At 65.3% G+C, this 19,874-nt stretch carries 18 protein-coding genes; 15 read left to right on the top strand and 3 right to left on the bottom strand.

Annotated features, from left to right (window positions below):
* Positions 1-102: 102 nt before the first annotated feature.
* From VJ923_RS08835 to glpK, 7 genes are all read left to right on the top strand, one after another.
* Positions 103-1,533: an alanine/glycine:cation symporter family protein gene (locus VJ923_RS08835; RefSeq protein ID WP_326440633.1), complete on the top strand. Its 1,431-nt coding sequence runs from the start codon at positions 103-105 to the stop codon at positions 1,531-1,533.
* A gap of 348 nt (positions 1,534-1,881) precedes the next feature.
* Positions 1,882-3,312: an alanine/glycine:cation symporter family protein gene (locus tag VJ923_RS08830; RefSeq protein ID WP_326440631.1), complete on the top strand. Its 1,431-nt coding sequence runs from the start codon at positions 1,882-1,884 to the stop codon at positions 3,310-3,312.
* Between the two features lie 84 nt (positions 3,313-3,396).
* A complete protein-coding gene (locus tag VJ923_RS08825) occupies positions 3,397-4,644 on the top strand; it encodes an aminoacetone oxidase family FAD-binding enzyme (protein WP_326440629.1) in 1,248 nt (415 codons plus the stop codon).
* Positions 4,641-6,374, top strand: a complete 1,734-nt coding sequence (locus VJ923_RS08820) for an NAD(P)/FAD-dependent oxidoreductase (RefSeq protein ID WP_326440627.1) — start codon at positions 4,641-4,643, stop codon at positions 6,372-6,374. The genes VJ923_RS08825 and VJ923_RS08820 overlap by 4 nt, the downstream gene beginning before the upstream one ends.
* Positions 6,352-6,990 (top strand): L-threonylcarbamoyladenylate synthase, encoded by a 639-nt coding sequence (locus tag VJ923_RS08815; RefSeq protein ID WP_326440625.1) that lies wholly within the window; start codon positions 6,352-6,354, stop codon positions 6,988-6,990. Before VJ923_RS08820 ends, VJ923_RS08815 begins: the two co-directional genes overlap by 23 nt.
* A complete protein-coding gene (locus VJ923_RS08810; RefSeq protein ID WP_326440623.1) occupies positions 6,987-8,003 on the top strand; it encodes an alpha/beta hydrolase in 1,017 nt (338 codons plus the stop codon). The genes VJ923_RS08815 and VJ923_RS08810 overlap by 4 nt, the downstream gene beginning before the upstream one ends.
* A 164-nt stretch (positions 8,004-8,167) precedes the next feature.
* Positions 8,168-9,658: a glycerol kinase GlpK gene (gene glpK / locus VJ923_RS08805; protein WP_326440621.1), complete on the top strand. Its 1,491-nt coding sequence runs from the start codon at positions 8,168-8,170 to the stop codon at positions 9,656-9,658.
* Here glpK and VJ923_RS08800 read toward each other — a convergent pair.
* From VJ923_RS08800 to VJ923_RS08790, 3 genes are all read right to left on the bottom strand, one after another.
* A complete protein-coding gene (locus tag VJ923_RS08800; protein ID WP_326440620.1) occupies positions 9,655-10,356 on the bottom strand; it encodes a TorD/DmsD family molecular chaperone in 702 nt (233 codons plus the stop codon). The two genes, glpK and VJ923_RS08800, sit on opposite strands and share 4 nt — an antisense overlap.
* A 112-nt stretch (positions 10,357-10,468) precedes the next feature.
* Positions 10,469-11,044, bottom strand: a complete 576-nt coding sequence (locus VJ923_RS08795) for a 4Fe-4S dicluster domain-containing protein (protein ID WP_326440618.1) — start codon at positions 11,042-11,044, stop codon at positions 10,469-10,471.
* A 13-nt stretch (positions 11,045-11,057) separates the two neighbouring features.
* A complete protein-coding gene (locus VJ923_RS08790; RefSeq protein ID WP_326440616.1) occupies positions 11,058-13,742 on the bottom strand; it encodes a molybdopterin-containing oxidoreductase family protein in 2,685 nt (894 codons plus the stop codon).
* Positions 13,743-13,936: 194 nt separating this feature from the next.
* On the opposite strand from VJ923_RS08790, the gene VJ923_RS08785 reads away from it, so the two are divergent.
* The 8 genes from VJ923_RS08785 (at position 13,937) to atpE (ending at position 19,832) form a co-directional block, all read left to right on the top strand.
* Positions 13,937-14,863, top strand: a complete 927-nt coding sequence (locus VJ923_RS08785) for a LysR family transcriptional regulator (protein WP_326440614.1) — start codon at positions 13,937-13,939, stop codon at positions 14,861-14,863.
* A gap of 160 nt (positions 14,864-15,023) precedes the next feature.
* Positions 15,024-15,458, top strand: a complete 435-nt coding sequence (gene rpiB / locus VJ923_RS08780) for a ribose 5-phosphate isomerase B (protein WP_326440612.1) — start codon at positions 15,024-15,026, stop codon at positions 15,456-15,458.
* A 15-nt stretch (positions 15,459-15,473) separates the two neighbouring features.
* Positions 15,474-16,730: a serine hydroxymethyltransferase gene (gene glyA, locus VJ923_RS08775; RefSeq protein WP_326440610.1), complete on the top strand. Its 1,257-nt coding sequence runs from the start codon at positions 15,474-15,476 to the stop codon at positions 16,728-16,730.
* Between the two features lie 155 nt (positions 16,731-16,885).
* Positions 16,886-17,527 (top strand): uracil phosphoribosyltransferase, encoded by a 642-nt coding sequence (gene upp / locus VJ923_RS08770; protein WP_326440608.1) that lies wholly within the window; start codon positions 16,886-16,888, stop codon positions 17,525-17,527.
* 185 nt (positions 17,528-17,712) lie between these two features.
* A complete protein-coding gene (locus tag VJ923_RS08765) occupies positions 17,713-18,171 on the top strand; it encodes a deoxycytidylate deaminase (RefSeq protein ID WP_326440606.1) in 459 nt (152 codons plus the stop codon).
* A 224-nt stretch (positions 18,172-18,395) separates the two neighbouring features.
* On the top strand, positions 18,396-18,680 hold the full coding sequence (locus tag VJ923_RS08760; protein WP_326440604.1) for a hypothetical protein: 285 nt from the start codon (positions 18,396-18,398) through the stop codon (positions 18,678-18,680).
* A gap of 13 nt (positions 18,681-18,693) precedes the next feature.
* On the top strand, positions 18,694-19,467 hold the full coding sequence (atpB, locus tag VJ923_RS08755; protein WP_326440602.1) for a F0F1 ATP synthase subunit A: 774 nt from the start codon (positions 18,694-18,696) through the stop codon (positions 19,465-19,467).
* Between the two features lie 146 nt (positions 19,468-19,613).
* Positions 19,614-19,832 carry an ATP synthase F0 subunit C gene (gene atpE / locus VJ923_RS08750; protein WP_022739598.1) on the top strand — a complete coding sequence of 73 codons (219 nt, stop codon included), beginning with the start codon at positions 19,614-19,616 and terminating at the stop codon, positions 19,830-19,832.
* Positions 19,833-19,874: the final 42 nt, after the last annotated feature.

Raw genomic sequence — 19,874 nt, 5'->3', positions numbered from 1 at the left:
AGGAGCGCAGCGCCCGAGCCGAAGGCGAGCAGCGAAGCGGGAGACGGGACGATGACCCCTCCGCCCTCCCGCGCGGAGGGAACTTGGTGTACAATCGCGTGCATGATTGAACTTCTCACAACTATCGACTCCATCGTCTGGGGTCCCGCGATGATTGCGCTGCTGCTCGGCACGCACATCTACCTGACCTTCCGCACCGGCTTCATCCAGCGCAAGCTGCCCCAAGCCATTCGCATGTCCGTGAAAGGCGGCGAGGGCGGCAAGGGCGACATCTCCAGTTTCGGCGCGCTGGCCACGGCGCTCGCCGCCACCATCGGCACCGGCTCCATCGTCGGCGTGGCCACCGCCATCCTGGCGGGAGGCCCGGGTGCGGTGTTCTGGATGTGGATTGCCGGCATCTTCGGCATCGCCACCAAGTACGTGGAGACCTACGCGGCCGTGAAGTACCGCGTGCGCGACAAGTCGGGCCAGATGCTCGGCGGTGCCATGTTCGTGTGGAAGCGCGCTTTCGCGAAGAGGGACGGCACGGTGCCCTGGTGGGCAACGTTGGGGGCCGTGGCCTTCGCGGCCTTCGCCGTGGTCGCGACGGTGGGCACCGGTTCGGCGGTGCAGGCGGCGGCCATTTCCGGCATCGTCACCTCGTCTATCCCCGCTATTCCCGCCTGGGTCGTGGCTCTTGTTATCGTGGTTGCCGTGGCCGCGGTCATCTTCGGCGGCGTGCGCTCTATCGCGCGAGTGTGCGAATGGCTCGTGCCCATCATGGCCGGAGCCTACGCTCTTGGCTGCATCGTTATCATCTGCCTGAACGGCGCGGTTTTGGGAGATACGCTCGGGCTCATCATTGAGTGCGCCTTCACACCCCATGCCGCTTTCGGCGGCGCGGTGGGCAGCGGTCTTATGATGGCCCTGCAGTACGGCTGCGCCCGCGGTCTGTTCTCCAATGAGTCCGGACTCGGCACGGCGCCCATTGTGGCCGCCGCCGCCAAGACGAAAAACCCTGCCGAGCAGGCGCTTGTCTCCATGACCGGCGCGTTTTGGTCTACGGTGGTCATTTGCGCGCTCACGGGCATCGTGCTCGTCTCCACCATGATCGTCGAGCCGCAGATCGGCGCTGACATTCTCGCGAACCCCTCGGTGTACACCGGCGCGGCGCTGGCCTCGGCAGCGTTCGCCGATATCCCCTACGTCGGCACGCCTGTTCTCGTGCTGGGCATGTGCTCGTTTGCCTATTCCACCATCTTGGGCTGGTCCTACTACGGCAACCGCTGCGTGGCCTATCTGTTCGGTCCGAAGGGCATCAAGCCCTATCAGGTCATCTACGTAGCCGTAGCCTTTTTCGGCGCCATCGGAGTGGGAGATGTCGTGTGGACGATCTCGGATATTGGCAACGCCCTTATGGCCATTCCGAACATCATCGTCGTTCTGCTGCTTTCCGGCATGATCGCCAAGGAAACCAAGCACTTCGTCTACGACGACCATCTTGATGAAGTGGCCGACGAGCCCGTCCCCGTAGTGAAGGGCCCTCAGTTTTAAGCGACTGTAGGCTCGCGCGGGTTTAGTGGCCCGAAAATGCCCCGAATGCATTTCTTCGAAACCATAGCGAGGACTCTTGGGGCAGAAATCGGCCCGTTTGAAGGCTCTGCGAGGCCTCTTAGGTTGTCTGCGACTCGTTTTTGATCTTGATTCGGCTGCCGTTAGTTCACTCGAAGTATTTTGGGGCCAGAAAACGAAAACGAGCTTTCGATGGGGCGAGTTGCGGCACGCCGTTCGCTGGTAATTCTTCCATTGTTAACAAAAACGGTCATCTTCTCTGCCTATAATGCGGCTACTTTAGTGCGTTAAAGTGCTCCGCTTTGCGCCTACCGAGAGGAGAACCGCTACATGGATATGATCGTCGACATCATCAACAGCATCGACGGCTTCGTCTGGGGCCCGCCGATGCTCGTGCTGCTTCTGGGATCGCATATCTACCTGACCTTCCGCACGGGCTTCATCCAGCGCAAGCTGCCGACGGCCATCAAGCTGTCCGTCACCAAGGACCCCGACGCTCCCGGCGACATCAGCCAGTTCGGCGCTTTGTGCACGGCGCTTTCGGCCACCATCGGTACCGGCAACATCGTCGGTGTGGGCACGGCCATCATCGCCGGCGGCCCGGGCGCGGTGTTCTGGATGTGGATCACCGGCGTGTTCGGCATCGCTACCAAGTACTCCGAGACCTTCGCCGCGGTGAAGTACCGCGTGAAGGACCACTCGGGCAACATGCTCGGCGGCGCCATGTACGCGTGGAAGCGCGGCTTCAACGACAAGGACGGCAACACGCCCTGGTGGGCGCTCCTTGGCGCCGGCGCTTTCGCTCTGTTCGCGGCTATCGCGTCGTTCGGCATCGGCTCGGCCGTGCAGTCCTCGGCCATGACTGAGGTCATCTCCACGAACTTGCCCGGCGTGCCCGCCTGGGGCATTGGCCTGGCCATCGTCATCATGGTGTCCATCGTCATCTTCGGCGGCGTGAGGGTTATTTCGAATGTGTGCGAGAAGCTCGTGCCCTTCATGGCCATTGCCTACATCTGGGGCTGCGTCGTCATCCTCGGCATGAACTGGGAGCTCGTTTGGCCCGCGTTCTGCCTGATCGTGGAGAGCGCCTTCACCGCCAAGGCGGCCTTCGGCGGCGCTCTGGGAAGCGGCCTCATGCTGGCCCTGCAGTTCGGCTGCGCCCGCGGCCTGTTCTCCAACGAGTCCGGCCTCGGCTCTGCGCCCATCGTGGCATCGGCTGCCGCTACCCGCAACCCGGCCCGCCAGGCCCTCGTCTCCATGACCGGCACTTTCTGGGATACCGTCATCATCTGCCTGCTCACGGGTCTTGTGCTCGTGTCCACCATGCTCGGCAACGCCGACCTGCAATCCGAGATCATGGCCGGCAACATCAGCGCCGGCGCCCAGCTGTCCAGCGCGGCCTTCGCGAGCATTCCCTACATCGGCACGCCCATCCTGATCTTCGGCATGATTCTGTTCGCCTACTCCACCATCCTCGGCTGGTCCTACTACGGCAACCGCTGCGTCACCTATCTGTTCGGCAAGCGCGCCATCCGTCCTTACCAGGTGCTCTACGTGGTGGTGGCCTTCCTCGGCGCTATCGGCGTGGGCGATGTGGTGTGGACGGTGTCCGACATCACCAACGCTCTTATGGCCATCCCCAACATCATCATGGTGTTGCTGCTGTCGGGTCTCATCGCCCGCGAGACCAAGCACTATGTGTATGAGGGTCATCTGGACGAGCGCGACGAGACCCCTATCCCGCAGCTGGAAAGCAAGTAGGCGCCTCGCTGCCGGAACTTGCGCATTATCGGGAGCTGTCAAGCGGCCTTCTTCGGAGGGCCGCTTATCTTTTATACTGAGCGTATGAAAAGAATCGCAATCATAGGTGGCGGGGCTTCGGGCCTCTCGGCCGCGGCGGCCGCGGCGAGCTTCGGTGCCCCGGTCGCTCTTTACGAGGCGTCCGATCGCGTGGGGCGTTCTATCCTTGCGACCGGCAACGGGCGATGCAATTTCTCCAACAGCGTCGTTTCAGCCGACGATTACCGCAACCCCGCTTTCGTCGGCGAGGTGCTGGCGCGCCTCGAAAGCGCAAGCCGGCGCCACGTTGCGTCTCAGGCGGAGCCGTCGACGGCCTATCCCAACGGCGTCCTCGGGTTTTTCGCCGATTGCGGTCTGGTGTGGCGCGAAGAGGGCGAGGGGCGCCTGTACCCGCTGGCCAACAAGGCCACGTCCGTGCTCGACTGCCTGCGCGCGGCCTGCGCCGCTGCCGGTGTGGAAGAGCACGTAGGCTGCGAGGTGGCCGCCGTGGAGCCGCCGCGCGGGGAGGGCGGTCGCTTCACGCTGCGCCTTGCCGATGGGCGCTTCGAGCGCGCCGACGCGGTCATCGTGGCGGTCGGCGGCTCCATTGTCTCTAGCCTTCTGCCCGTGGGCGTCCGCTTCAGGGCGACCGAGCCGACCCTGGGTCCCTTGGCAACGGAAGGCTCCATCGGTCGCCGGCTCGACAACATCCGCGTGCGTGGCGCGTTGGAGCTGTGGCGGCGCGATTGCCTGGTCAGCCGCGAGAGAGGCGAGGTCATGTTCCGCAAGTACGGCGTCTCGGGCATCGCCGCCTTCAATCTGAGCCGCCTCGCTCATCCTGGCGATGAGCTGGCGGTCGATTTCGTACCGGACGTGAGCGCCAACGACGCTGAGGCGTTCCTCAATCGCCGCCGCAAAATGCTGCGCTCCCGTCTCGGTCGCGACGTGCGCTGGGGCGACATGCTGCGCGGTATGGTGCTCGCGCCCGTGGCTGACGTGCTGCTTCACGCCGCCGGCCTTGAGGAGAATCGCCTTGTCGCCAAGGGGGATGCGCCCCGCATGGCGCCTGTGCTGAAGGGTCTGCGCATGAAGGTGACGGGCTTGGGCGATGCGAGGCAGTGCCAAGTGCGCCGCGGCGGCATCGATGTGGGCGCGGTAGACGCGCGCTCCTGCGAGCTGCGGTGCGTGCCGGGGCTCTACGTCGTCGGCGAGGCACTTGACGTGGATGCGCCCTGCGGCGGCTACAACCTGCACTGGGCCTGGGCTTCGGGCCTGCTGGCCGGATGGAGCGCGATGGAGGTGTGGTGCCAATGATCCAAGTATCGAATCTGCCGGTCTCCCTCGACGCCCTCTTGCCGAAGAACGCGGCGTTGCTCAAAAAAGAGGTGGCCCGGGGCCTGGGCGTGAAGCCGGGCTCTCTGATGACGCTCAAGCTGCTCAAGCGCTCCATCGATGCGCGGAAGAAGTCGAAGGTGCACGGCGTGGTGACGGTTGCCGTCGCCTTGGCGGAAGGTGTTGAGGCGCGTCCCGCGAAGGGCGTTTCCGTCAAGGTCTATGAGGCCGCCGAGTCTTTGGAGGTGCCCTGCGTTGAGCTGGACGGCCCGCGCCCCCTTGTGGTGGGCACCGGTCCCGCGGGCCTTTTCTGCGCGCTGTATTTGGCCCGTGCGGGGCTGCGTCCCCTCGTGGTAGAGCGCGGCGCCGCAGTGGACGAACGTGTGGAAATCGTCGAGGCCTTCAACGACGGAGCTCCGCTCGATACGCGCACGAACATCCAGTTCGGCGAGGGCGGGGCGGGCACCTTTTCCGACGGCAAGCTGAACACGGGTATCAAAAGCCCCCATATTCGCCACGTGCTCGAGACGTTCGTCGAGGCGGGGGCTCCCGAGGATATTCTCGTGGATGCCAAGCCCCATATCGGCACCGATCTGCTGGTGGGCGTCGTGCGCAACTTGCGCTGCGCCATTGAGGCGGCCGGGGGAGAGGTGCGGTTCCTCACACGGCTCGCCGGGTTGGAGGTCGAGGAGGGGCGCGTGGCGGGCGCGCGGCTCGTCGACGAGCGGACGGGCGCCGAAGAGACGGTCGGCGCCGACTGCGCGGTACTGGCCTGCGGGCACTCGGCACGCGATACCTTCGCGATGGTGCGCGAGGCGGGGGCGGCGCTCGAGCGCAAGCCTTTTGCCGTCGGCGTGCGCATCGAGCACCCCCAGGCGCTCATCAACGAGGCTCAGTGCGGCCCCTCGGCGAATCATCCGGCGCTCGGGGCCGCCGATTACAAGCTGGCGGTGAAGACCGCCGACGACCGCGGTGTGTATACGTTTTGCATGTGCCCCGGCGGGGAGGTGGTGGCCGCCGCCAGCGAGGAGGGCCATCTGTGCGTGAACGGCATGAGCCGCCATGCCCGCGCCGGCGCGAACGCGAACGCAGCGCTGCTGGTGGAGGTGCGCCCCGACGACCTGCCCGGTGACGATCCTCTGGAAGGGGTGGTCTTTCAGCGGCAGCTGGAACGGGCCGCTTATCGGTTGGGATGCGGCCTGCCCGCTGCCGTCGGCGGCAGAGAAGAAGCGGGGGCGTGCCCCCCGCGCGCGGCGTTCACGGCTCCGGCCCAAACCGTGGGCGACTTCCTGGCGGGGGACGCCGGTGCGAGTGCCGGTTGCGTCGCTGCCGCGGCTGTCGGATCGGCACCTGCGGCCGTGGACCCCACCTATCCGCGCGGCGTGGCGTGGTGCGATCTGCGCGACTGCCTGCCCGCTTTCGTGACCGAGGCCATGGCCGAGGCGCTGCCGATGCTCGACCGCAAGCTGCGCGGTTTCGCGTATCCGGGCGCGGTTATGACCGCCGTGGAGGCCCGCAGCTCCAGTCCCGTGCGCATCGTGCGCGACAATCGCTTCCAATCGAACATCGCCGGCTTGTACCCTTGCGGCGAGGGCGCGGGCTATGCCGGCGGCATCACCAGCGCCGCTGTGGACGGCCTGCGCGTGGCCGAGGCCATCGTGGCCGATCGAGTAGCCGAGGGGGTATCCGATGAAGATGCTGACGCTCGATGAGGCCTGCGCGGCCCTGGCCGCGGGCGAGGCGGTGGTGCTGCCCACCGACACCGTGTTCGGCGTGGGCGTGTCGGTGGCAGCCGCGCGGGTGCCCGACGGGCTGTACCGGTTGAAGCACCGCGACGGTGGCAAGCCGGTGGCATGGCTCGTGGACGGGTCGGCCAGCTTGGACGTGTACGGCGCGGCAGTACCCACCTATGCGCGCCAGTTGGCTCGCGCTTTCTGGCCGGGGGCGCTCACCTTGGTGGTGCGCGCTGCCGACACGGTGCCCCGGGCCTTCCAATCGGCAGCGGGAACCATCGGTCTGCGCATGCCCGACAGCGCCGTCGCCCTGGCGTTGATCCGCGCCGCGGGATGCCCCTTGGCCGTCACCTCGGCCAACTTCTCCGGCGCGCCTGCCACTGGCGATGCTTCCGCTTTGGACCCGGCGCTGGTGGCGGCTACGGCCGGCCTCTATCTGCCGTCGGATGCCGAGAGCGCCTTGACGGCGTCCCACGTTTCGCCAACGAATGGACCTGTGCTGCCCTCCACGGTGCTAGACTGCACGGAAGAACACCCGCGCATGCTGCGCGAGGGGGCCTTGTCCTGGGATGTGCTGAAAGGAGCGCTGTCATGAGCCAGCCGAGAGAGACCGTCGCGCCGAAGGACGGCACGGTGGGCCGCACCGATTTCACCTTCGAATCCGCCGACGGGAAAAGCGCGGTCCGTGCCGTGCTGTGGATTCCCGCTGCTCTCAAGCGCGCGCATGCGGGTGCCGACGGCGCCACGCTCGGCTGCTTCAAGCCGCGCGGTGTTGTACAGCTCATTCACGGCATGGCCGAGCACATCGATCGCTACGACGACTTCGCCCGCTTTTTGGCCGGCGAGGGCTACCTGGTGGCCGGCCACGACCATATCGGCCACGGCTGGACCGCCGCGGCCGACAACCTCGGCATGGTGGATGCGGAAACCGGCGCCGATGCCATGATCGAAGACGCGAACATGCTGCGCACCCTCGTGACGGCCCAGGTGGTTGCCGGCACGCCCTACTTCGTGTTCGGACACTCCATGGGCTCGCTTGTGCTGCGCAACTACCTGCCCCGTTTCGGCGAGGGCCTTGCCGGCGCGGTCATCTGCGGCACGGCGAACCAGCCCGAGGTGGTGGCCGCGGCGGGCAATGTGCTGGCCCGCGCTATCGCGAAGGTGCGCGGCGCCGATTACAAGAGCAAGCTTTTGCACAGCCTGGCCGACGGCGCCTACAGCCGCGCGGTGAAGGACGCCCGCACGCCCTTCGACTGGCTCTCGCGCGATCCTGCGGTGGCCGATGCCTTCATGGCCGACGAGCGCGCGGGCTTCATGTTCTCGGCCGGCGCCTACGCCACCCTGACCGCGCTGGCGGCCCGCGCCAACAGCCCGGCGGCCTACCGCGCCACGCCCCACGACCTGCCGCTGCTCTTCGTGGCCGGCGACGCCGACCCGGTGGGGGATTGCGGCCGCGGCGTGGCGAAAGCCGCCGAGTCCATGGAGCGCGCCGGCGCCGAGAATGTCACCCTGCGTCTCTTTCCGGGCATGCGCCACGAGATCTTAAACGAGCTCGGCAAGGAAGAGGTGTACGAGTACATCCTGAGCTGGATCAATCTGTACAATTGAGGTAGAGCGCAGAGGGACGCGGGGTAGTGCTCACCAAGCGAGTTCCGCAGCGAACAGAACAGGACTGAATGTCCTGTTCTGCCGAGCGAGGACTGTTTGAGCGACTGAGCATTACCCCGTGGCCCGACCGGCGGTGCGCCGCAAGCAGCAACAAGAGGAGTCCCATGAAGAAGTACATCATCGCCCTTGACCAAGGCACCACGTCCTCCCGTGCCATGCTCATCGATCATGCCGGCCACCTCGTCGCTTCCGTGCAGCGTCCCTTTCCGCAAATCTACCCGCAGCCCGGCTGGGTCGAGCATGACCCCCAGGACATCCTCTCTTCGCAGCTAGGGGCTCTTACCGAGCTCATCTTGTCGTCGAACGTGGATACCGCCGAAATCGACTCCATCGGCATCACCAACCAGCGCGAAACCACCATCGTGTGGGACCGCGCCACCGGCGAGCCGATTATGAACGCCATCGTCTGGCAGTGCCGCCGCACCGCCCCCATGGTGGAGGCCATCGCCAGTGATGCGGCCACATCCGCCGAGATTACCGCGCGCACGGGGCTCATTCCCGATGCGTACTTCTCCGCCAGCAAGCTCGCCTGGATCTTAGGCGAGGTGCCCGGTGCCCGCGAGCGCGCCGAGGCCGGCGAGCTCGCCTTCGGCACGGTGGACAGCTGGCTTATCTGGAAGCTCACCTACGGGGCCGTGCACGCCACCGATGTGACCAACGCGAGCCGCACCATGCTCTACAACATTCACGAGGGCCGCTGGGATCCCTTCCTGCTCAAGCTCTTCGGCATTCCCGAGGCCATCCTCCCCGAGGTGCGCCCCTCGGCTGGCGACTTCGGCACCACGGCGAACCCGGGCATCGTGCAGGGCGTGCCCATCCGCGGCGTGGCGGGCGACCAGCAGGCGGCGCTCTTCGGCCAGTGCTGCTTCCATGCGGGCCAGGCGAAGAACACCTACGGCACTGGCTGCTTTCTGCTCATGCACACCGGCCACGAGGTTTGCGCGAGCCGTAACGGGCTTGTGGCCACGGTGGCCGCCTCGGCGCCGGGCACCGTTGGCACCGAATACGCCCTCGAGGGCAGTGTCTTTGTGGCCGGCGCCCTCATCCAGTGGCTGCGCGACGAGCTCGGCATCATCGAGCGCGCCTCCGACACCGACGCCATCGCCCGCAGCGTGCCCTCCGCTGACGGCGTTTTCGTCGTGCCCGCCTTCACCGGCCTGGGCGCGCCCTGGTGGGACGCCGAGGCCCGCGGCGCCATTCTGGGCCTTACGCGTGGCACGGGCCGCGCCCATATCGTGCGCGCCGCCTTGGAGGCCCTTGCCTACCAGGTGTGCGACTTGGCCCAGGCCATGGCCGAGGACGCCGGCATGCCGCCCAGCGTGCTGAACGTCGACGGGGGAGCCTCGGCCAACGACTTCCTCATGCAGTTCCAGTCCGACATGCTCGGCGTGCCCCTGCGCCGCCCGGACAACGCCGAGACCACCGCCCTCGGCGCTGCCTACCTCGCCGGTCTGGCCACGGGCTTTTGGGAGAGCATCGAGGAGCTGCTCGCGCTTAGGGAGGGGGAGGACCGCTTCCTGCCCACCTTCGACGAGGCGACACGCGCCTCCCGCCTCGCCGCCTGGCATCAGGCCGTCGCCCGCATTCGCAGCTAGGCGGCCTCGTCCGTCAGTCGGGCCAGGGCCTGCTCGTCGAGGGCACAGAAGTCGACGAGCAGGCCGGTGGCATCCGCGTAAAATCCGGTGGAATCGGCGTCGACAACGCACTGGCGGAGGGCGTCGACCCACTGGTTAAGGTGATCGGCGAGGAACTGGCGGCTCGCGGCCAGCGGCGCGCGAGCGTCCTCTGGAACGAGTCCTCCGCCGCCCTCCCCGCCGCTCAGAGCCGATTGGGCACGCAGGGCAAGCGCGGCCAGGAAGTCCAGCTCCAGCGCCAGGGCGTCGTCGGCCACCCCCGGTCCCAGCTGCGGTGTGAGCCCCTGGGCCTTGAAAGCGCGTCGAACGGCGAGGGTCACATCTGTGAACAAGCGTCGCTCTACGCCCCGGTGGAGGGATTCCCAGGGCGACCCTGCCGGCTCGCCGGGGCCAACGAACAGGACGGTGTAGGCGCTCCTCAGGTCCGCGGCAACATTCTGGGCGTCGCGCGCCACAGTCTGGAGGCGTCGGCGAAACGGCCCTCGGACATTCTCGTCAACCGAGAGGGCCTCAAGGCAGGCATCTGTGAGTTCGGCATTGTAAGCGCCCAGCGCTTCTGGTGTGGGCTCCGCGCCGAAGAGGCTCTGGAAGAAGCGGTACAAGTAGCTGCGCGCGGCCAGATAGACCGAAAGGTCCTCGCGGGAATTGATGGCGGTCATGACTCCTCCTGGAAAGGACGGCGCGGGCTGCAGGAGCGGCCCGCGCGTTCTGGCGGATGGGGAAGTTCGGCCCCGCAGGGAGGGGGTGCGGGGCCGAAGGAAACAGGGAGGGCTAAAGGATGACGAAGGCGATCTCTGAGTCGGCCCCGATGCCGGTCCGGGGCTTGATCATGGTGGAGGGGCTCGTCATGTCGGGTGAAGGCAGGTAGGGCCGCTTCGCGTCGAAGTCTCCGTACTTCGCCTTGAGATCGCCGATCTCTCCGAAGTCGAGGCAGCGCATGGGGCACGCGTCTACGCAGACCGGGTTCATGCCGGCGTCGCGCAGGGCCTTGCAGCTGTCGCACTTGCGCGCGATGCTCTCGGCCTCGTCCAGCAGGGGCACCTCGTAGGGGCAGGAGTTCACGCAGGTGCCGCAGCCGATGCAGACCTCGTCGTCGTGCACGACGGCGCCGTCGTCGGCATATTGCATGGCTCCCGTGGGGCAGTTCGCCACGCAGGCGGCCGATGCGCAGTGGTTGCAGGTTTTCGCCTGATGGAACACTTTCACGTCGGGGTAGGTTCCGGTCTCGTAGCTTATCATGTGGCGGAACAGCTGCCCCACGGGCAGGTTGTTGCGGTCTTTGCAGGCCACCTGGCAGGAGCGGCAGCCCATGCACTTGGCCTCGTCGAAGTAAAATCCGATACTCATGGTGCATCTCTCCTTATGCCTGGACGTCGATAATGCGCTGGGGCCACTCGCAGTCGCGCTCGAGCGCCTCGCCGGCCCACTTCTCGACGCTCACCAAGGCCGTGTTGTATCCGTTCGTGCCGGTTCCCGAGGTTTGCGAGGGGATGAGCGTGTTGGGGTTGCCGCCGCGGTCCACGCCCAGATCCTCGTCCATGTCGATCCATGCGCCGTGGGGCAGCGAGAGCACGCCCGGCATGATGGCGTTGGTGACCGAAGCCTGGCGCAGCACAGCTCCCGTGTCGTTGAACAGGCGCACGGTGTCGCCGGTCTTGATGCCCAGATCGGCCGCGTCGGAAGCGTTCATCCACACCGGGTTCTCCAGACCCTCGCGCAGCCACGGAAGGTTGTCGCTGATGGAGTGCTGACGGCGAATGTAGTGCGGGTTGAACACCTGGAACTTGTGCTTGCCGTCCTGGCCCTCCTCGTAGCCGCGTTTCGCGGGCTTGTAGTTCGGGTAGGGGCGCCACTTGAAGCCATCGGAGTAGTCTATGCCGTTCAGGAAGTCGGCCAGGGCCTGGCTGTGGATCTCCCAACGGCCGCTGGGAGTGCTGCGGGGATTGCCCTCCGGGTCGTCGATATAGGCCTGGAAGGCGCGGTATCCGCTATAGGCGTCGCCGTCGGCGCGCTGCAGCTTCCAGATGCCCTTCTCCTCCAGTTCGGACAGCGTAATCTTGTCACCCTCCTGGGGCTCGCCGGTCACGTCCCAGCGGTCCAGATCCTCCTGGGTGATGCTGACGAGGGGCTTCCACTCGCCGTCGGTGTCCAGATAGGTGGCTGCGGCAATCTCGTCGATGGCCTCCTGGCGGCGGTTGGGGGAGAGGCGGAAGTCGGTCAGGCCTAGCTTCGCGCCCACCATGTCCCAGATGTCCTTGTTGTCCATGGCCTCGTACAGCGGCTCTACCACGCGCTTGGTCAGGTAGATGGACTCGGTGTCGGTGTACTGGCCGGATCCCTCGGAGTACACGCGTCCGGCCTCCCACTCCCACTGGGTCTGGATGGGCAACACGATGTCGGCGTACCAGCATTGGGGCGTCATGCTCCAGCCGGTGCTCACCACGAAGTCAAGCTTGCGCCAAGCCTCGATGCCGCGGTTGGTGTTGGGGGCGTTGTTCAGGCCCGCCGAGCCGTCGGACACCATGACGTGCAGGTCGACGGTCTCCATGCGGTTGTAGTCTCCGTCCTCCACCATCATCCAGTTGTTCATGTTCACGGCATGGTAGGGGGCGCCGTCGATGATGACGTCGTACAGCTCGTGAGAGGGCACGAACTTCGTGACGGGATTCGCCGTCATGTAGTCGGCTGACGCGCCGCCCTGCACGAAGCCCGCCAGGTTCGACTGGCGGAAGGCACCGGCATGGTAGGAGCCCGAGCAGCCCTCGCCGGACTTGCCCACGTGCCCGCCCATCCAGGCGGTGGTGAACATCAGGTGCAGCCACCAGTCCGCATCCAGGCAGCGGGCCGCGGCGTAGCTGAAAAACACATAGGTCTTGTTGCCCTTGCGCAGCAGGTCGGCGTAGAAGCGAATGTCCTCCGGGGTTGCGCCGCAGATGGCGCTGGCCCACTCGGCGTTCTTCACCTGGTTGTCATAGGCGCCGTACAGATAGTCGCGGAAGTTCTCGTCCGCCTTCACGCCCGGGGCCATGTGGTCGCCGTCGATGCCGTAGGTATACTTCTCCAGGTACTCCCAGTCGATGACGTCGCCCTCGCGGGCGTCGAGCTCGAACATCTCGTAGGCCACGGCCAGCAGGAAGGCGGTGTCGGTGCCGGGGCGCACCTGAATCCAGCGCGCCTCGTACAGGTTGGCCGACGGATTGTAGGAGGGGCCCACGTACACGAAGTCGGCACCGGCGTCTTTGGCGTGCGTGTACAAGTGGTAGTTGGGGTTGCCGGCGGATGCCCATACCGGGTTCATGCCGTACAGCACCACATGCTCTATGTTCTTGAAGTCGTAGCGGTCGTTCATCTCGCACTGGCCGACGTATTCCACGCCTAGCGCGGGCCATGCGGCGTTGGCGGGCCCGAACGAGGACGAGTCGAATATGTTCGTCATGCCTCCGAAGGCGTCGATGAACCAGGCCGCGCCACGGTAGTGGGTGACGGGGGTCATGACGAAGGCCTCGTTGCCATAGGTCTCTTTCACGCGCTTGAACTCCTCGGCGATGAGGTCGGTGGCCTCGTCCCAGCTGATGCGCTCCCACTCGTCGATGCCGCGCAGGTGGCCCTGGGAGTTCTCCCCGCCGCCCGGCTGCCAGTTCTTGCGCTTCATGGGGTACTTCAAGCGGTCGGCTCCGAATACCATCTGCTGCTGGGAACGCCCGCGCGGGCAGGCGCGGCGCTGGGGGCAGTCGATAGAGTCGCCGGGGTCATCGTCGGTCTTCTGGCGCAGGACGATGTTGTCCTCCACGAACACCCGGTTCAGGCACTTCCCGCCGCAGCTCCAGTTGCAGCTGGCGGTTTGCCAGTGACCGTTCTTGCTCGTCAGCTCGGCGTCGACGCGCCAGACGTTGCCCTCGGCGGCGTCGCTGGACGACGCGCCGGTATCCCCGAGCTTGTTCTCGGGCGCGCAGCCGGCCAACCCGATGGACGCCGTAGCGGCCGTGGCAGCCGCCAAAAACGCGCGTCGATCGAGCAGGGTGCGCTTCTCGTTGCTTGCAGTCATGCTCTCCTCCTCTTGTTTGCCTCTTGGCTTCGAACTGCAGGGCCAGTGTACGAAGGCGCTTGTTGCTAAGGGAAGTTCAAGGGAGGTCGAGCGCTTATGCCCAATTCGCAGACAGCTTTTTCAGATTGGGAATAAGCTAGAAGGGCGGCAGCGGATAGAATAGGCGTGGGCTATCAGCATGCGGAGGAGGGGCCGTGGACGTCAGCGTATTCAATGAAGTGTCAACCTTGGCTATGTGCGAGAACATCAGCGTGGCGGCCCGCTACCTCAACATCAGCCCGTCGGTGCTGAGCCGTCATATAACTCAGCTGGAGAAGCAGTTCGGCCACACGCTGTTCGTGCGGGCCCAGGGCTCGCCCGTGGTGACTCCCACCGCCCATGGCGAGGTGTTCATCACGGCGGCTCAGGAAATCCAGTTGAGGCTGATTCAGCTGTCCTACGAGCTGGCGCATGTGGGGCCGGATTCGCTCGCCGTTCGCATTGGCACATCCCTCGACAAGACCTTGCTCGCGCAGCCGGTCTTCGAGGACTCCAAGCGGGCGCTTCCCGAGTATCGCGTGTCCCTCACCAATTTGGACAGCGATGCGAGCCTGACGCTGCTGAAGGAGGGAGACGTCGACCTCGCCTGCGAGCCGGCCTCGAATTACGCCACGCGCGTGTTCGGCCTGCACGATACCGAGGTGCGCTCCCTGTTCCACGACCCGCTTTTCCTCATGGTGCATCCGGAAGACCCTCTCTCATCGCTAGAGGAGGTGTCCGTCTCCCAGCTCCAAGGATTCTTCTTTCTGCATACTTACGCGAAGAACGAGTCGCTCATGGAGGCGCACCTGCACGAGATATGCAACAGGGAGGGCTTCGAGGCGCTCATCGAAATCCTTCCGTACGAGAATTCCTTCGCGTTGCTGCACGAGCGGCTTGCGCCGGGTCACGGCGCCGCTGTTCCGCGGAGCCGACTGGCGGCTATGCGAGCCGACTTCCCCCACGCTCGCTTCATTCCCCTGCAGGAGGAATGGTCGGTCCTCGACGTGTCTCTTTTCGTGCCCAGGGAGGCGACCGAGGCCGCTCGGACCGTCGCCGACGTCCTCGTCGAGCGATTTGGCTCCCACGCCGCCGGCAAATAGTCGGTTCGCGAGAATCGCCCGCGTGCGCAGCTAGTCGGCTCTCGGAGCGCGGGCGCTCTGGGCATATGGAGAAGTTCTGCCCGCCGGAAAGTGACGGGGGAGGGGCGCGCGAGCGCCTACAATGGCAGGTGCACAACTTTCGAGCGGGAAGGAGCGCCCCATGCGCGTGAGCATTGGTGCCGACCATGCCGGCTTCGAGCAGAAGCAGGCCCTGGCGGCATATTTGGAAGGCAAGGGCTACGAGGTGATAGACCGCGGACCGGACAGCGACGATCGGGTCGATTACCCCGACTTCGCCGTTCCCGTGGCCCGCGATGTGGCCGAGGGCGCCTCCGAACGCGGCGTGCTCGTGTGCGGCACCGGCATCGGCATGGCCATGGCCGCCGACAAGGTGCCCGGCGTGCGCGCGGCGAACATCATCACGCCCGAGTTCGCCGAGCTGTGCCGCGAGCACAACGACGCGAACGTCATCACGCTCTCGGGCCGCTTCGTATCGCTTGAGGACAACGAACGTATCCTGGACACCTTCCTCACCACCGAGTTCGGCGGCGGCCGCCACGCCGGCCGTGTTCAGAAGATAATGCAGTTGGATTAGTAAAGGAGACGATAGATGGCTTTGGAATTTCTCGCCGCTGAAGATCCGCAGGTGGCTGACTGCCTGCGCGCCGAGCTTGCCCGCCAGCGCGGCTCGGTGGAGCTCATCGCCTCGGAGAACTTCACCTCCCGCGCGGTCATGGAGGCCGTGGGCAGCGTGCTTACCAACAAGTACGCCGAGGGCTATCCCGGCAAGCGCTACTACGGCGGCTGCGAGAAGGTCGATGTGGTGGAAGACCTCGCCCGCGACCGCGCCTGCGAGCTGTACGGCGCCAAGTACGCCAACGTGCAGCCCCACTCCGGCGCGAGCGCGAACTTCGGCGCCTATCTTTCCATCATCGAGCCCGGCGACACGGTGCTCGGCATGAGCCTCGATCACGGCGGGCACCTCACCCACGGAAGCCCCGTGAACTTCTCCGGTCTGCTTTACAACATCGTCTCCTATGGCGTGAACCCGGAAACCGAGGTCATCGACTACGACGAGCTTGAGCGCATCGCCAAGGAGGTGCGCCCGAAGGTCATCGTCGGCGGAGCGAGCGCCTACCCGCGCTTCATCGATTTCGCCCGTATGGCCGATATCGCCCATGAGGTGGGCGCCTACCTCATGGTGGACATGGCCCATATCGCCGGCCTTGTGGCCGCGGGCCTGCACCCGAGCCCGGTGCCCCACGCCGACATCGTCACCTCCACGAGCCACAAGACCCTGCGCGGCCCGCGCGGCGGCTTCATTCTCACCAACAGCGACGAGCTGGGCGCGAAGATCAACAAGGCGATTTTCCCCGGCGCCCAGGGCGGTCCGCTCATGCACGTCATCGCCGGCAAGGCCGTGGCCTTCGGTGAGGCGCTCGCGCCGTCGTTCCGCACCTATATGGAAAACGTCGTGGAAAACGCCCGCACCCTGGGCGAGGGCATGACCGACGGGGGCCTGCGCCTGGTGTCCGGCGGCACGGACAACCACCTGTGCCTGGTGGATCTCACCGCCTCCGATATCACCGGCAAGGATGCCGAGAAGCTGCTGGAGTCTGTGGGCCTTACGGTGAACAAGAACTCCATCCCCAACGAGAAGCGCTCGCCGTTCGTGACGAGCGGCATCCGCGTGGGCTCGGCCGCCGCCACCACCCGCGGCTTTACGGCCGAGGACTTCTACGAGGTGGGCCAGCTCATCGCCGCCGCGGTGTTCAACGCCGCCGACGAGGCGAAGCTCGCCGACATTCGCGCCAAGGTCGACACTATGCTGGATGCCCACCCCCTTTATCCGGGGTTGGAATACTAACCTGCCCATTTGCGCAGGTTGCGAGGCGGGCGGGGGCGCCCGCGCGCAGGTTGCGCAGCGAACGGAACAGTCCGGTGGGCTGTTCCGCCGAGCGAGCCATTGCTTGAGCGCGGGTGCCCCCGCCCGCCTCGCAGCCGGACGAAAGGAACGAACTTATGGAACCAAACGATCGCGTCGTCGTCCTCGACCACCCCATCGTGCAGCACAAGCTCTCCATCCTGCGCGATAAGCACACCTGCTCCAATGAGTTTCGCGAGATCGTGGGGGAGCTGTCGCTGTTCGAGACCTACGAGGCCACCCGCGACCTGCCGCTGACCAACGTGTTCATCCACACGCCTATAGCCCCCTTCGACGCGAAGCAGATCTCCGGGCGCAAGGTGGCTTTCGTGCCCATCCTGCGCGCGGGCTTGGGCATGGTGGACGGAGCGCTCGAGGTTGTCCCCTCGGCCCGCGTGGGACATCTGGGCATGCAGCGCAACGAGGAGACCCACCAGCCGGAAAGCTACTACGACAAGCTGCCCCGCGACATCGCCAGCCGTCGTGTCTACGTGCTCGACCCCATGCTCGCCACCGGCGGTTCGGCGGCCGCGGCCGTGGAGTACCTGCGCGGCGCCGGCGTCACGGGCACCATTCGCTTCCTGTGCATCGTCGCCGCCCCCGAGGGCATCGAGCGCCTTCTGGCTGCCGATGACGACCTGCTCATCTATGCCTGCGCCGTCGACGACGGCCTGAACGAGGACGCCTACATCGTCCCCGGTCTGGGAGATGCCGGCGACCGCATCTTCGGAACGGAGTAGCTATCCTGTTTATGTAGGGAAGGGGTGCCGGATGCCCTCTGCTGGCACCCTCTGAACACTAACTAGGCGCGACCGAAGGTCGCCCATGAATGCATGAAAGAGCGAAGCGCCTGAGCCGAAGGCGAACAGCGGAGCGGGGCGTGCCTGCAGAGGGCATCCGGCACCCCTTCCCGGAGGGAGCGATCATGGCAGAAGACAACCGTCCTAGTTGGGACGAGTACTTCATGAAGATGGCCAACGACGTGGCCACCCGTACGACGTGTCTGCGCCGCGGCGTCGGCGCCGTCATCGTGAAGGACCGCCGCATCCTGGCCACGGGCTACAACGGCGTGCCCACCGGCCTTACGCACTGCAGCGAGACGGGATGTCTGCGCGAGCAGCTCGGCGTGCCGAGCGGCCAGCGCCATGAGATCTGCCGCGGCCTGCATGCCGAGCAGAACGCCATCATCCAGGCGGCCCGCTACGGCATCAACATTGCCGGCGCCACCATTTACGTGAACACTCAGCCCTGCGTGGTGTGCGCCAAGATGCTCATCAACGCTGGCATCACCGAGATCGTCTACCAGAACCCGTATCCCGACGAGCTGTCTAAAGAGCTGCTGGCCGAATCCGGGATTCTCGTCCGCGAGTATGTGGGGGAATAGCCCCTTGCGGGACAGCCGCGAGGGAGGGCGCAGCCGTGCTCTCCCCCTATTTTCGTGCACATGCACAAATTTTCCCTGCTCAGAGGCGCAAGCCGCCGCCGCGAACTTTTCACCGCTCACCCAGAAATCGATTGAATCATCGAGCTTCTTTAGCCAAACCGCTATCATAGGCAGCGGTTTACATTGGGTATAACAGCGCGCAAGCGCTCAGACGAAAGCAGGTTATGGCACTGGCAATCGCACTCGGTGTTCTGGCTGGCATCGCGGGGTTCGCTCCGCTTGTGTTCGGTTTGCACCGGGTCAAGCACATGACGGACTCGGGCAATTTGGGACACATGGGTGTGCTCATGCTCTGCCTTATCGTCTCTTTCGTCCTCATGTTCGCCTTCGCAATCATCTGCATAAACGTCAACCGCGATGCCGCGCTGCCCTTTGTCCTGTCGGAAGCAGGGGCCCTGTCCGTCACCGCCATAATTTTCGGCGTGAGTCGGCTGGCTCGGAAAAGCTAGGAAAGGTTGATACGTGGACGCTCTTTCAACTCTCTCGGCGGAGGTGCCTCATCTTCAGCACTCCTTCGACCCCACCGTGGTTTTCGGTGGCGTCACCCAGTACATCTTGTGGATGGTCATTTGCTGGATCATCACACTGGTGCTGATTCTCGTGGTGGGCCGCAAGCTCACGCTCATCCCGACGAACAAATTCGTCAACACCGTTGAGTACGGCTACCAGTTCGTGCGCAACGACATGGGCGAGGGCATCATCGGCCACGGCTTCAAGAAGCATGTGCCGTTTCTGGCCACGATGTTCTTCTTCATTCTCATCTCGAACTTCGTGGGTCTTATCCCCGGCTGCAAGACGCCGACGGGCACTATCTCGGTGACCTGGGCTCTGGCTACCATCTCCTTTGTCTACTTCAACTTCTGGGGCATTAAGGCCAAGGGCGGCCTGGGCTATCTGAAGTCCTTCGCCCCGGCGGGCCTTCCGGCCCCCATGGTGCCGATTATCTGGTTCTTGGAGCTCATCTCCACCGTCATCCGCTGGCTGACGCTTGCCGTCCGACTTTACGGCAACATGTTCGCCGGCCACATGGTGCTGGGCATCTTCGCCCTGGCGTCCAGCGTGTTCCTCACCTGCGGCATCCAGGCCCTCGACCCGCTGACCGGCGTGCTGTCGCTGCCCTGGTTCCTGCTGCTCGTGGCCATGTACGCCCTGGAGACGCTGGTGGCGTTCTTGCAGGCCTACGTGTTTACGGTGCTCTCCGCGGTCTACGTCCAGATCGCCACGAGCGCGCACTAGGAACGCTGCGCCCGCGCGGCGCTCACGTTCGGGGCGCATCGCCCCATCCCATCTGGGTTTAGCCGGCGCAAAAAGGAAGTGCCGGAAACCATAATCCGTAAGTGTTTTTGGGAAACAGGCTCAAAAACGACCTAAAGGAGGAAACTGTGGAAACTGTATTCGTCATTGCTGCGCTGAAGCTCGTCGGCTATGGCCTGGCCACCATCGGCCCCGGCCTCGGCATCGGCATCGCCTGCTACGGCTGCTGCGTGGGCACCGCCCGTCAGCCTGAAGTGGGTGGCCGTCTGTTCACGAACTTCATCATCGGTGCCGCTCTGGCCGAGGCCCTGGCCCTCATCGGCTTCGTTCTCGCCTTCATCCTCTAGTTCTAGTCTTTAACCGGTTGTAATAGCCGCAAAAGGCTGGAA

The sequence above is a fragment of the Adlercreutzia shanghongiae genome, from assembly GCF_035830635.1.
Taxonomy (GTDB): domain Bacteria; phylum Actinomycetota; class Coriobacteriia; order Coriobacteriales; family Eggerthellaceae; genus Adlercreutzia; species Adlercreutzia shanghongiae.
The sequence above is the reverse complement of the archived record's forward strand: the minus strand, read 5'-3'. Positions and strand labels throughout refer to the sequence as shown.

Coding starts and splice junctions, on each gene's coding strand:
- VJ923_RS08815 (WP_326440625.1), top strand. CDS start 6,352: ATGAAGATGCTGACGCTCGATGAGGCCTGCGCGGCCCTGGCCGCGGGC.
- VJ923_RS08795 (WP_326440618.1), bottom strand. CDS start 11,044: ATGAGTATCGGATTTTACTTCGACGAGGCCAAGTGCATGGGCTGCCGC.
- VJ923_RS08830 (WP_326440631.1), top strand. CDS start 1,882: ATGGATATGATCGTCGACATCATCAACAGCATCGACGGCTTCGTCTGG.
- VJ923_RS08825 (WP_326440629.1), top strand. CDS start 3,397: ATGAAAAGAATCGCAATCATAGGTGGCGGGGCTTCGGGCCTCTCGGCC.
- VJ923_RS08820 (WP_326440627.1), top strand. CDS start 4,641: ATGATCCAAGTATCGAATCTGCCGGTCTCCCTCGACGCCCTCTTGCCG.
- VJ923_RS08760 (WP_326440604.1), top strand. CDS start 18,396: ATGGCACTGGCAATCGCACTCGGTGTTCTGGCTGGCATCGCGGGGTTC.
- VJ923_RS08765 (WP_326440606.1), top strand. CDS start 17,713: ATGGCAGAAGACAACCGTCCTAGTTGGGACGAGTACTTCATGAAGATG.
- VJ923_RS08800 (WP_326440620.1), bottom strand. CDS start 10,356: ATGACCGCCATCAATTCCCGCGAGGACCTTTCGGTCTATCTGGCCGCG.
- glyA (WP_326440610.1), top strand. CDS start 15,474: ATGGCTTTGGAATTTCTCGCCGCTGAAGATCCGCAGGTGGCTGACTGC.
- VJ923_RS08835 (WP_326440633.1), top strand. CDS start 103: ATGATTGAACTTCTCACAACTATCGACTCCATCGTCTGGGGTCCCGCG.
- glpK (WP_326440621.1), top strand. CDS start 8,168: ATGAAGAAGTACATCATCGCCCTTGACCAAGGCACCACGTCCTCCCGT.
- rpiB (WP_326440612.1), top strand. CDS start 15,024: ATGCGCGTGAGCATTGGTGCCGACCATGCCGGCTTCGAGCAGAAGCAG.
- VJ923_RS08810 (WP_326440623.1), top strand. CDS start 6,987: ATGAGCCAGCCGAGAGAGACCGTCGCGCCGAAGGACGGCACGGTGGGC.
- upp (WP_326440608.1), top strand. CDS start 16,886: ATGGAACCAAACGATCGCGTCGTCGTCCTCGACCACCCCATCGTGCAG.
- VJ923_RS08790 (WP_326440616.1), bottom strand. CDS start 13,742: ATGACTGCAAGCAACGAGAAGCGCACCCTGCTCGATCGACGCGCGTTT.